Source organism: Burkholderia sp. JP2-270, from assembly GCF_003233675.1.
Lineage (GTDB): Bacteria > Pseudomonadota > Gammaproteobacteria > Burkholderiales > Burkholderiaceae > Burkholderia > Burkholderia pyrrocinia_C.
On sequence record NZ_CP029825.1, the window covers coordinates 1,217,224 to 1,230,579 of the forward strand.

General features: G+C 68.7%; 6 protein-coding genes. 3 read left to right on the plus strand and 3 right to left on the minus strand.

Annotated features, from left to right (window positions below):
- Positions 1 to 65: 65 nt before the first annotated feature.
- On the plus strand, positions 66 to 203 hold the full coding sequence (locus DM992_RS41790; RefSeq protein WP_162631721.1) for a hypothetical protein: 138 nt from the start codon (positions 66 to 68) through the stop codon (positions 201 to 203).
- On the opposite strand, the gene pbpC is transcribed toward DM992_RS41790, so the two are convergent.
- On the minus strand, positions 155 to 2,566 hold the full coding sequence (pbpC, locus tag DM992_RS23410) for a penicillin-binding protein 1C (RefSeq protein WP_111018842.1): 2,412 nt from the start codon (positions 2,564 to 2,566) through the stop codon (positions 155 to 157). The genes DM992_RS41790 and pbpC overlap by 49 nt on opposite strands.
- A gap of 54 nt (positions 2,567 to 2,620) precedes the next feature.
- A complete protein-coding gene (locus DM992_RS23415) occupies positions 2,621 to 8,623 on the minus strand; it encodes an alpha-2-macroglobulin (RefSeq protein ID WP_111018843.1) in 6,003 nt (2,000 codons plus the stop codon).
- Between the two features lie 306 nt (positions 8,624 to 8,929).
- Between DM992_RS23415 and DM992_RS23420 the strand changes: the two genes are divergently transcribed.
- Entirely contained in the window at positions 8,930 to 9,595 is a 666-nt protein-coding gene (locus DM992_RS23420) for an ABC transporter permease (RefSeq protein WP_162631722.1), read from the plus strand.
- 687 nt (positions 9,596 to 10,282) lie between these two features.
- Entirely contained in the window at positions 10,283 to 12,235 is a 1,953-nt protein-coding gene (locus tag DM992_RS23425; protein ID WP_111018845.1) for a Xaa-Pro dipeptidyl-peptidase, read from the plus strand.
- Positions 12,236 to 12,324: 89 nt separating this feature from the next.
- Here DM992_RS23425 and DM992_RS23430 read toward each other — a convergent pair whose 3' ends face one another.
- Positions 12,325 to 13,254, minus strand: a complete 930-nt coding sequence (locus tag DM992_RS23430; RefSeq protein WP_111018846.1) for a 2-hydroxyacid dehydrogenase — start codon at positions 13,252 to 13,254, stop codon at positions 12,325 to 12,327.
- Positions 13,255 to 13,356: the final 102 nt, after the last annotated feature.

Here is a 13,356-nt window from a genome sequence, read left to right on the forward strand (position 1 = left end):
CCAGCGGGCAGCCCGCGCGGTGCCTGCTTCGGCGCACGGAGCGGCGGCCCGGACGGATCGCATAAGTGACCGCCCGCTCCAGCGACCTGGCCCGCTGCGCCGCGTTCGTCTACCGCATGGGCGAGATCGCCGCGATCGATTTCGTCGCGCGCGCCTACTGCTCGAGCCCGACCGCCAGCGGCCGCTGGTCGCTGCGCCCGTGATCGTCGACCACGCGCACCGCGTAGCTGCCGGCCGTGCGCGGCTGCCAGAACAGCGCGTCGCCCGGCGCGCTGCGGCCGACATACGCATCGTTGACGAACCAGTACAGCGCATGCGCGCTCGCGTCGGCTGTCGCGTTGAACGCGATGCGCGTATCGTCCGCGCTCTTCACGCGCATCGCATAGGTACTGCCGCGCAGCGGCGACGTGATGCGCGGCGGGTCGCCGTCGACCTGCCCCGCATCGCGGCAGTCCGCGTTCTGCGGCGGCCGCCGGCGCGGAATGCCGGCCTGCGCGAACACCTGCTGCAGGTCCGACGGCCAGAACTCGAGGATCTCCGTATGCGTGCGCCTGCCGTCGTACGGCGGGCATGCGGCCTTCCCCGTCGCATCGTCGATCACGACGGGCCGGTGCACGGCGCTCACGCGGATCGGCGACGTGCCCGGAATGAACCACGTCCAGCCCTGCTGCGGGCACCATTCGTTCGGCAAATCGCCGCTTGCAAGGCAGATCCGCACGCGCTTCAGGTGCGGCGGCACCGCACGCGGCGGCTCGACGAGCGTGCGCTCGGCGTTCAGCGCATCGACGACCTGGAAGAACAGCGGCGCCGCCGCATCGACGCCGACGAACGCCGTGTTGGTCGAATTGTCGAAGTTGCCGACCCATACAACCAGCACATACGGGCCGAACACACCGGCCGTCCACGCATCGCGGAACGACCATGACGTGCCGGTCTTCCAATAGACCGGCCCGCTCGACGGCTGCGCACCGCTCGTCTCGTCGGGGCGCAGGTGCTGGCGCAGCATGTCCATCGTCATGTAGCTCGCCTCCGCGCTCAGCAGGCGCCGGCCGGGTGCGGCCGGTTCGTCCGCGCGCAGCCGCAGCGGCCTGAACTCGCCGCGATTCGCGAGCATCGCGTAAAGCGCCGCGAGATCCTGCGCCGTCACTTCGCCGCCGCCGAGCACCAGCGCGAGCCCGTAGTGCTGCGCGCTCGCGAGCCGGCGCACGCCGGCTTCCTGCAGGAAACCATACAAATCGGGCGACTTGAGCTGCGACGCGACCCACACGGCCGGCACGTTGCGGCTGCGGTTCAGCGCATCGGTCGCGGTGATCGGCCCGAGGAAATGGCCGTCGAAATTCTCAGGCGCATACGGGCCGAACGCGGTCGGCACGTCGCGCAGCACGGTCTGCGGATGCAGCACTCCCTGGTCGAAGCCGAGCGCATAGATGAACGGCTTGAGCGTCGAGCCCGGCGAGCGCCGCGCGAGCGTGCCGTTCACCTGCCCGTCGATCGTGCGATCGAAGAAGTTCGCGGAGCCGACCAGCGCCTTCACGCCCATGTCGCGCGTATCGACGAGCAGCGCGGCCGCGTTGCGCACGCCGCGTGTGTCGTTGCGCGCGACGTAGCGCGCGATCTGCCGTTCGAGCGTGCGCTGCAGATCGAGATCGAGCGTCGTCACCAGCCGCGCGCCGGCATCGCTCGTATCATCGGCGTTGCCAGATGTCGTGCGCCATGCGCTGCGCGCGGCAAGCGCCTGATCAACCGCGTGCGGTGCGTCGAACGGCAGCGCCGACAGCGGCCGCATCGCCAGCGGCAACGCGAACAGCGGCTTGAGCGACGCATCGCGCGGGTGCTTCGTCAGCCAGCGCGCGTACAGCCGGTTGCGCGACGCGGCCAGCGCGCGGTTGATCTCGTCCTGTCCGCCGCGCACGCGCCGGGCCGGGTCCTGCGGAATCACCGCGAGCGCGAGCGCCTCGGGCAGCGTCAGCGCGTCGGGCATCCGGTCGAAATAGACGACGCTCGCGGTGCCCGCGCCTTCGACGTTGCGGCCGTACGGCGCGTCGTTCAGATAGGCTTCGAGGATCTGCCGCTTCGAGTAGAAGAGTTCGAGCTGCACCGCGCGCGCGACCTGCTCGAGCTTGCCGGCCGGCGTGCGCGTGTTCAGACGCCACAGCGAGCGCGCGAGCTGCATCGTCAGCGTCGAGCCGCCCTGCGGATTGCCGCCGCGCACGTACGTGATCCATGCGCCGCGCGCAAGCCCGTAAGGGTTGAAGCCCGGATGCCACCGGAACCAGCGGTCCTCATGCAGCATCACGGCTTCGACGAGCTGCGGCGACATCCGGTCGAGCGGCACCCACAGCCGGTAGCGGTCGTCCTTCGCGAGCGTCAGCCGCAGCAGCCGGCCGTGCGCGTCGACCACCGCGACCGACGACGGCTTCCAGTCGCGCAGCGGCGGATGCGGCCACAGCCGGCACGCGGCCAGCGCGCCGAACACGAGCAGCGCGCCGGCGATCCAGTTCTGCCAGCGATGCAGCCAGCGGCCGGCGCCATGCAACGCGCGCCGAAGCACGGATGCGTCAGCCACGCGCGGGCGCTCCTCGCATCCGGCGCGGCTTGCAAGGCCGGTGCAGCCGTACCGTCATCGCACGCGCTCCACCGTCAGCGTCGTGCCGCCCGGCGCCTGCGCCTGCACGCGGCGGTCGTACATCGACTCGCCATACGCAGGCGGCGCGACGAAGCGGCCCGCGTTGCTCGCCTTGATCCGGTAGACGAACTCGCGTACGTCGGTCGTCGCGGTGCCGTAGATCACCACGCGATCCTCGCGCACATCCGCGAACTGCGGCTGCCACGTCGAACCCGTCACGCCGATCGGCGAGCGCCACGGCGCATCGGCCGCCGGCGCCGACGCGCCGCCGTCGCCATTGCCGTCGCCGTCCTGCGCGTCGGTCGCCGGCGGCGGCGCGATCACCGGGTCGAAGCCGCCGGGCAGCAAATCGACGATCGCGATGTTGCCGACGTTCGCCGAGCCCGTCGCGCGGATCTTCAGGTGTACGTCGATCTCCTGGCCGAGCGTGATCCTGTCGAGCGGCTTGCCGTTCGTGTCGGTGTAGTCGCGCACGATCTCGAGCCCGTTCTTGATCGCCTTCGTCGACGTGCCGCGGTCGTAGCCCGACTGGCTCGCGACCCACCACGCGGGCAGCGCGCTGCCGTTCACGAAATCGACACGCGACGCGCCGGCCGCCCACGTGCCCGAGCGCACGAGGTTCGCCTGGATCGACGACACGTCCTTCGGCGCGGCGCCCGCGCGCACCTCGTCGATCGCGAGTTGATCGAGCTGGCCCGCGTTCGACGCCGCATACGCATCGAGCGCGAGGATCGTCATCGCCGACGACAGCGTGTTGTAGCGGTTGTCGACCAGCGGCGCGGCGATGTTGTCCATCGCACGCGGCGACAGCTTGCGCACGCGCTCTGGGAAGTGCTTCGCGAGCAGGTACAGCACGCTCGCGTCGCGCGTCAGCGGATCGATGTAGTAGCCGGTCACGTAACCGCCGTCGGACGCACGCTTGCGTTCGAGCAGCGCCTGCGGGACCGCGATCAGCGCGGCGGCCTCCTTGTCCTGCTTCAGCAGTTGATACGACGCGGCGAGCCACGCAGCCGCAAGATCGTTCTTCCAGTCGCTCGGATACGCATCCTGCAGGCGCTTCTGCACGGCCGCGAGGCTGTTGGTCGTCACGTTGCCCTGGCGCGTCAGCAGATACACCGCGTATGCACGCTGCCGCAGCAGGTCGAGCGAACCGAGCGAATCGTTCGCCGCGAGCTTCTGCAGATACTGGTTGCCCGCGTCGAGCATGTCCTTCGGCACGGCCGTGCCGCGCTCGCGCGCGTCGAGCAGCACGTGCATCGCGTAAGCGGACACGAACGGATCGGCATCCGGCGTCGCGCTCCACAGGCCGAAACCACCCTGCGCGTTCTGCCGGCTGCGCAGCACGCCGACGAACTGCGCGATCGCACTCGCGTTCGCCGCATCGGCGCCGGCTTCGGTCGCATGCATCGCGCTCGTCAGCGCACGCACCGACAGCCACTTCGACGCGAACACGCGCGGTACGGCCGCACTCACCATCTGCTCGCTGCAGTAATGGTCGAAGTTGACGAGATACGACGACAACCCTTCGGACAGCACGAGCGGCGCGGTCGAGATGCTCGCGTCGCGCGATGCATACGCGTCGTACATAGGCCGCAGGTTCGGCACGCTCGCCTTCTTGCCCGGATCGAGCCGCGCGATGTCGAGCTGCGTGCGGAACGCAGCCGCCGGCCGCACCGACACGTCGACGCGCTGCTGCGCGCCCTTCGCGCCGTAGCGCGCGCCGAACGACAGCATGCCCGAGCCGAGCGTGTCGGTCGCCTTCACGCGGAACAGCGCGACGCCCTCGTGCTGCGGCGCAAGCGCGACGTTCTGCGTCACCGGCCCGATCACCTGCATCTGCGGGCCCGTCTTCAGCGTGACCGCGACCGGCACCGGCTGGCTGCCGACGCCCGTCAGGTTGTTCGCGACGCCGACGCTCACGTCGGCCTCGTCGCCCGGTGCGAGCGTCGTCGGCACGTTCGGCGACAGCACGAAATCGCCGCGCACCGTCGTCGCGCCTTCGAACGTGCCGACCAGGTCCGGCGACACCGACACGGCCATCACGCGCAGCTTGCCGTTGAAGTAGTCGGGCACCGTGTAGCTCAGGCGTGTGTCGCCGCTCACGTCGACGATCCCCGACCAGTAGACGACCGGCTTGTCACGCTTGCGCTTGAACGGGTTCAACTGGCGGCCGATCGCGTCGTCGGCGTCGCCGCCGGGTGCTGCCATCGCCATCAGCTTCTCGAAGTCCGGCAGGATCAGGTCGAGGATCTGCGACGTGCCGACTTCGAGCATCCGCTTGCGGAAGAAGAACTTCAGCGGATCGCCGAGCTTGTAGCGCGCGACCTGCAGGATGCCTTCGTCGACCGCGAACACGACGACCTTCGCGGGCTTCGCCGAATGCACGGTGAAGGTGGCGGTTTCGCCAGGCTTCACGAGCGCCGGCGCATCGACGGTGAGCGCATTTCGGCGCGCGTCGAGGTTCACCGAGAACGGCACGACGCCGTAGCTCAGCGGGCTCATGAAGATCTCGTCCGACGACGGATCGCGGATGTACTGCACGTTGATGTAGCCGTTGCCTTCGAAGCCGGCCGGCACCGTGATGTGCTGGATCGAGCTCGTCGTGTCCGCATGGAACCATGCGTGCGCATACACCTTGTCGCGCTCGATCGTGATCAGGCCGCTGCCCGCGTAAGGTGCGCGGATCGCGATCTCCACCTGCTCGCCCGGCTTGTAGTCGTGCTTCGCGAGGCTCACCTGCAGCTCGGCGTTGCGGTCGAGCGAACGCGTGACGTTCGCGTCGCCCGCCACCGAATACTCGATACGGTTCACCGCGGTGCCGTCCGCGCGGCGGATCACGAGCGCATAGCTGCCCGGCTTGTCGGTGCGCAGCGCGAAGTCGAGCCCGGCTGCCGGAATCGTCAGCGGCTTCTCGTCGACCGGCACTTCCTTCAGCCGCGAATCGTATTTGTACGCGCCGGAATCCTGTTTGGTCAGCACCGACACGTAGCGTTCCTCGACGAGCTGCGCGCGCAGGTCCTTCACGTCGAGCGCCTTCGCGCCCGGGTCGATCGCGACGAGCCGCACCGTGCGCGGACTGCCGCGCTTCACGTAGCCGAGATCATCGACCGACTTGTAGCCGACGAGCCAGTCGTTGTTCGACACGAGCGTCTGCGCGTTCGCGGCGACGTTGCGCCCGCCTTCCGCTTCATACGCCTTCGCCTGGAAGTAGAGCTGGTAGGTCGCGTCCGCGTACTTGTCGAGGTCGAGATCGAATTCGGCATGCCCCTTGTCGTCGGTCGTGCCGTCCTGCAGCGTCGTCGTATAGCCTTCCTTCGCGCGGCGTGCATCGAAGAAGCGATAACCCTGCCAGCTGCGGAACGACGGCCACGCCGGGCGCAGCGTCAGCGTCGCCGCGACGCGGCGCTTCTCGGCCGGCGTGCCGAACAGGTTCTGCGCATCGACGATGCCCTTCAGCCCCTTCGGCTTCACCCACCCTTCGACGACCTGCTGCGACAGCTTCGCGTCGACCTTCATCCGGTCGGGCAGGAACTCCTTCACCTGCACCGTCGTGCTGCCGATCGGCTCGGCACCCGGCTGGCCGTCCTTGACGATGTACAGGTTGACCGTCCACGTGCCGGTCGGCGACGTTTCGGCCGTCGTATAGCCGAGCTCCGTGAAACCCGTCGCGTCGACGGTCACCGGCTTGCGTTCGACGGTGATCCCTCGCGGATCGACGATCTCCGCCTGCAGCGGCACGCCGGCCGGGCTGCGCGCCCAGCTTGCCGCGCGCACGATCAGACCGATGTGGAACGGATCGCCGGGCCGGTACAGGCCGCGATCCGAGAACAGGTACGCGGACAGCTGCCCCTGGCCCGTCGCGTTGCGTTCGCCGTCGACGTCGAAGCGCGAGAAATCGAGCTGGCGGTCGCGGCCGGCCACCGGCAGGAACGACAGGTCGCCGTCTTTCTTCACGACGTACAGTTGCGGACGCTTCTCGCGGTCGAGCCCCTTGAATGCGGGGAAATGCACGACGCCGTCGGCGCTGGTGGTCTGCGAGAACAGCGTCTGGCCGTTCACCGCGAGCACCGACACGGTTGCGCCCGCAACCGGGCGGCCGTTGCGGATCGACTGGACGAACACGTCCTGGCTGCCGTCCAGCCCGCGCTTGACCAGCATCCCGAGATCGGTCACGACGATCAGGCGCGTGTCGCCGAGCGCGTTGTCGCTGTCGTCGCCGTTGCCGCTGCTGTCGCCCGAATCGGCGTTGTCGGACTGATCCTGGCTGCCGTCGCCCGACGAAGCATCGCCCTCCTTCGCATCGTCGGCCTGCTTCTTTTCGGCCGCCGGATCGTACTTCGACAGGTGCAGCAGGAACACGCCGCGCTTGCCGCCCTTCAGGTACTGGCCGAGATCGATGCCTTCGTAATGCGCCTTGCCGGGGTCGCCCGCCGGGAACGCGCGCTTCTGCACGAAGCGCTCGACGATGTGATCCTCGCTGAACGAATACGACAGTTCGGGCCGCGCATACGTGCCGTTGTTGAAGCTCACGAGATGCTGGAGCTGGTCGGGCACCACGCGGCCGATCTCGACCTTCATCCCCGGCAGGTTGCGCGATACGACCGACAGCCGCTTGCTGCCGCTCATCGACAGCAGCGAGCCGTCGGCCATGAAGCGCAGCAGCTTCGGGTAGTCGGGCACCGTGAACGCGGTCGTCACCGGCGCGCCGAGCAGGTAGCCGCCGGCCGATTTCAGGTCGCCTTCGAAACGCACGACGATACGGTCTCCCGGCGTCGCGTGATACTTGAAGCTTTGCAGCGTCGCGAAGTCGTTCTCGGTCGGCACCGCTGCAAGCGGCAGCGGCTTCGACTGCTTCAGCACCGCGTCGCTGATGTCGGCCACGGTCCATTCGTACGGCGGATCGTCGTCGGACTGATCGACGCCCGGCTTGCGCTTCGGCAGCACCCACGCCTTCGCGCGCGCGGCGAGATCGGCGCTGCGCACGCCGTCGGACGTTTCCGCTACGAGCACCTGCTCGGGCTCGTAGCGCTCGTTGTCGACGAGCGTCGGCGCGACGTTGCCGATCGACAGGCTGTAGAGCCCCGGCACGCCGACCGACGCGTGCAGCACCGCCGGCGTGCCGTCGCCGCCGCGCGCGCTCTTCACGCCCTTGTCGACGTCGAGCCGCACCGACAGCGGATCGCGCGGAATCTCGAGCGGCTGCGAATGGACCCACGCGCTCGTCTTCATCTTGTCGTAGTTGACCGTATAGCGCAGCGGCGACACGGTCTTGCCGTCGCGGCCGACCAGCACGAGGCCGATGCGCTTCTCGAACTCGGCCGGATCGACCGGATAGTTGAAGCGCAACTGCAGCAGCGCCTGCTTCTCCGCCGGATTGTCGGGGTTCTGGTAGAACTGGTTGTCGCCCGACGTCGCGGTGAAGGCCGGCAGGTCGAACGCGAAATGGTCGTCGTGCATCGTCACCTGCGGCGCGAACACCTGGTGCACCGCGAAACGCACCTCGACGTGCGCACCGACCGGCCAGTCTGCCGCCGGCGTGAAGCGCAGCGTCTTGTCGTCGGCCCACTCCCACGCGCCTTTCAGCGCGGGCGTCATCTCGATGCCCTGCCCGGCCGGCTTGCCGACCCGTTCGATCGGCGCAGCCGATCGGGAGAACGCCACTTCGAGCGGATGCAGGGTGATCTTCGGCTTGTCGCTGTCGTCGACCTCGTAGGCCGTGACCGCGGGCGCCTTTACGGTAAAGCCGACGGTCTCGGGCTCGGGCGGCTTCGGGCGATGCTTGAACCAGTATCCGCCGTAGCCGAGCGCGGCCGCGAGCAGCACGATGCCGCCGGCATGCCACGGGCGGCGGCGCACGGCCGCGGCGGTGATGCCCGCCCACGCGGGCGCCGTCCACGACACGTCGCCGACCAGCGGCCGCAGCACGCGGCCGAGCAGGCGCCAGACGAAGCCCGCCGCGCGAATCGGCAGGAGCAGCAGGAAACGCAGCAAATCCATTTTGTTATTTCCTTGTCAAGGACGTGCTGCCGGCTGCGGCGACGTACCCCGAGATTTATTGGTCTGTGACGGCGCGGCCCTGGTTGCGCCGTAAATGCTTGGAATGTTTTGTTCGACCGGATGCTGGCCGACATTATGGGTCAGAGCCGAAACGATGGAAATATCGGTGTGCCGGCGTGCGACGCAGGCCGACGACCGGCCGGTCGGGCGGTACTGCGCCTGCGCCGCAACCTCTGAACGCACTCGCGCCGCGTTCGCTAGAATGCGCGGCTCGACGTGGTTCGTATCGAATTGAAAGAAAATTGCTTGAAACTCCCGTTCGAATGGCAGATCGGGCTGCGCTATGCGCGCGGCGGCCGGCGCTCGGCCGGCGACGGCTTCGTGTCGTTCATTGCCGGCGCCGCGATGGCCGGCATCGCGCTCGGCGTCGCCGCGCTGATCGTCGTGCTGTCGGTGATGAACGGTTTTCGCACCGAGGTGCGCGACCGGATGCTGTCGGTGCTCGCGCATGTGGAAATCTTCTCGCCGTCCGGCGCGCTGCCCGACTGGCGGCTCACCGCGCACGAATCGCTGCAGAACCCGGCCGTGCGCGCCGTCGCGCCCTATGTCGACGCGCAGGCGCTGCTGACGAACGCGGGCAGCGTGACGGGTGTCGCGCTGCGCGGGTCGATCACGAAGATCTTCGCGATCCAGGGGATGACGATCGGCCTCGCCGGCACGCTGGCGGGCGTCGCGCTCGGCTGCGCGATAGCGGTCAGCATCCCGTGGGTGCTGCCGGCGATCGAGCAGCTGCTCGGCATCCGCTTCCTGACCCCGTCCGTCTATTTCCTCAGTTCGCTGCCGTCGAAGCTAGCGGCGATCGACGTGATCGAGATCGCCGCGGCCGCGTTCCTGATGTCGTGCGTCGCGACGCTGTACCCGAGCTGGCGTGCCGCGCGAGTGCGGCCGGCCGAAGCACTGCGCGACGAATAGGCGCGGCGTCCGGCGCGGGCGTTACGCGATGTCGTGGAAACCGACGCTGTTGCCGTTGTCCGGCGTGACCGAAATCGTCCGGACCTCTCTCTCCTTTCGGACTGTTTTTGATTGTTACGGATGGATGCCGGCGAAGTCGCGACCGATGCCGCGCGGATCGGCGGCCGCATGGCGTGCACGCACCGAAACTTTGTTTGACACAAACTAAAAAAGTTTGACACCGAGATTTCACTGAGATAAGTTTGCGCAAGCTTCCGGAAAGAAATCCGGCCAGCCACGCCGACACGCGTCGCGCTTTCCTGCCGTTGCAGCACCGTCGTTCGCAACACCCCCGCCTCATCGCATCGTGCCGTTCCGTTTCATCTGAAACCTGAAGGAAGGTCGGGCATGTCCGCATTTGATTCGCACTCCTGCATTGACATCGCGCTGCCGGCATCACTTCGGCCGTGCGGCCAGAACCGGCCGCCGCGCTGACGCTTTCCGGTCGAAACGATGCAGTCGTCCCGACGCTCGCCGGGTGGCGCGCCGCATCACGTGCGCCGACACCGGCCGTGGCATCCGGGCGTCTCGCCCGGCGCTTTCGAAGGTGCAGTTCCGCTTCATCCGATGCAGCACCCGGCCAGGCCGCAGGGGGCATATCGCGGACCGGCCGGTTCAGGACAATCACAAACAAGAACGAGGTCGACAATGAACATTCATCGAACCGGATTGCGGCGCGCATGGCTTCCCGCGCTCGTTGCGGCCGCGACGCTCGCCGCGTGCGGCGGCGACGACGGCGGCAGCGCGGTGGGTGCATCTGCGCTCGCGCAAGGCCAACAGGAGGGGGCCGCCGCATCGGCGGCCGATACGCAGTCGCTAACGTCGCGCATTTCGCCGTCCGGCGTCCCGTACGCCAACCCGGCCAGCGGCGGGCGCTACCGGCCCGTGATCGCGAACGGCCAGGTGCAGCCGTCGCTGTCGGGCGGCACGATCGAGGAGAACGCGTGGATCGACACGCCGGTCGATTCCGACGGCGACGGCACGCGCGACCGCATCCACGTGCGCATCGTGCGCCCGGCCGAAACCGCGGACGGCGCGCGCACGCCCGTCATCGTGCTCGCGAGCCCGTACTACGCGGGGCTCGCCGACAGCCCGAACCACGACGTCGACGTCGAACTCGACGGCACGCCGCATCCGGCCGCGAGCGCATCCGCGTCCGCATCGACGTCCGCGCGCATCATGGCCGCCGCGCCGCAGACGCGGATGCTGCAGCAGCTCGAAGCGGCCGCCGCCGGGCGCTCGTGGATCGAAGGCTACTTCGTGCCGCGCGGCTTCACGATCGTCTATGCGGATTCGCTCGGCACCGCCGGCTCGGACGGTTGCCCGACGATCCTGACGCGCGACGAATCGGTCGCGATGGCGTCGGTGATCCGCTGGCTCGGCCGCGATGCCACCGCGAAGGACGCGAGCGGCAAGACGGTCGTCGCGAACTGGTCGACGGGCCACGTCGGCATGTACGGCGTGTCGTACGACGGCACGCTGCCGAAGATGGTGGCGAGCCTGCGCACGCGCGGGCTCGATGCGATCGTGCCGGTCGCCGGGTTGTCGAACATGTACGGCTATTACCGCTCGGGCGGGCTCGTGCGCGCGCCGGAAGGCTATCAGGGCGAGGACGTCGACGTGTATATCAAGGCGCTGCTGACGAACGCGCATCCGGAACGCTGCACGCACCTGATCGACGAAGCGTTGCAGAAGGAAAACCGCACGACCGGCGACTATTCGCCGTTCTGGGCCGCGCGCGACATCCCGACCGCGTTCGCGGCCGCGCCGGCGCTGGTCGCGCAGGGGCTGACCGACGACAACGTGCGCGTCGACCAGTCGACGTCGTGGTATCTCGCGATGCGGCGCCAGGGCGTGCCGACGCAACTGTGGCTGCATCGCCTGAAGCATACCGATCCGACGCGCGTGCCGGCGATGGCCGAGGCGTGGACCGCGGAGGTGAACCGGTGGTTCACGCGCTACCTGATCGGCTATGACAACGACGTCGAACGCGATCCGCGCGCGGTGATCGAGCAGGCGGACGGCAAGCTGCTGAGGGAAGCCGACTGGGCCGCGCGCCACGCGACGCCGGTTTCGTATTTCGCGGGCGGCGACGGCGCGAGTATCGGCACGCTGCTGCGGATGCCGACCGGCGGCCCGCTCGCACGCTTCACCGACGATGCGCGCATTACCGCGCTTACGCTCGCGAATGCGCCGACCGGCGAAAACCGCAGCCGCTTCGAGACCGCGCCGTTCACGGCCGCCACGCGCTTGTCAGGCACCGCAACGGCCCGTGTCAGGCTGACCTTCACGGGGGTGGCCAACGTGACGGCGCTGCTGGTCGACCGCGCACCGGATGGCACGGCGACGATCGTCACGCGCGCATGGACCGACCCGCGCAACCGGCTGTCCGACTGGCTGTCGGAACCCGTGCTGCCCGGGATGCCGTACGACCTGAAGCTGACGTTCATGCCGCGCGACTACAAGCTCGAAGCCGGCCACCGGCTGGGCCTTGTCGTCCTGTCCAGCGACAACGAGGCGACGCTGCGGCCGACGCCGGGCACCGGTCTGACGCTCGATCCGGCCGGCACGTCGGTGACGGTGCCGCTGGTTTCGTCCTGAGCGTGCGCGTGTAACGCAAAGCGGACGGCGACCGGTGTCTTTTCGACGTCGGTCGCCGTCCGCACTGTCTTATCTGCGAAAAACCCGACTCAAACGGGCGTCAGCACCGGCTGCCCCGCGAAATGCCGCGCGGCGTTGTCGAGAAACTGCTGCACCGAACGATCGAGCGCCTCTGGCGACCAGCCGCCCATGTGCGGCGTCAGCACGACATTGTCGAGATCCGTCAGCGCGCGCGGCGGCTCCGGTTCCCCTTCATACACGTCGAGCCCCGCGCCCGCGATGCGCCCTTCGCGCAGCGCATCCGCCAAAGCAGCGGTATCGACAACGCTGCCGCGCGACACGTTGACGAGAAAGCCGCCGGGGCCGAGCGCATCGAGCACCGCGCGGTCGATCATGTGCCGCGTGCCCGCGCCGCCCGGCGTCGCGACGATCAGGAAATCGGCCCACTGCGCGAGCGCGTCGAGCCGGTCGAAATAGCGGTACGGAACGTCCTTCGCCGACCGGTTGTGATAACCGATCTCGATGTCGAAGCCGGCCGCGCGGCGCGCGCACTTCTCGCCGATCTTGCCGAGTCCGACGATGCCGAGCCTCTTGCCCGACACGTTCGGCGGCATCGGCAGCCCTTCGCGCCACACGCCCGCGCGGGTTTTCGCGTCGAGCCGCACGACGCCGCGCACCGCCGCGAGCAGCAGCGCGAACGCGTGATCGGCGACGCAATCGTCGTTGGTGCCGGCGCCCGTCACGACCGTGATGCCGCGCGCCTTCGCATGCGCGACGTCGATATGCTCGTAGCCGGCGCCGAGCGCGCTGACGAACGTGAGCCGCGGGAGCCGGTCGATGTCGGCAGCGGCAAGGCCCGTGCTGCCGTTGGTCAGCACCGCGCGGATCGTGCCGCCGTATTCGGCGATCGCACGTTCGCGTTCTTCGGCGGTCGGGGCGTAGCGCACGTCGAACGACGCGGCGATCTCGCGATGCGCGTCGCCGCGCAATGCGATGAGGACCAGCAGCTCGGGCTTCATGTCAGCAAGTGTCCGCAGGCGGGAACGGATTCCAGTGTAACAAGCCCGCATGACGAATGCGGGTTATCCCCACACGGGCTGTGGGCACGCAGCCGCACGCGG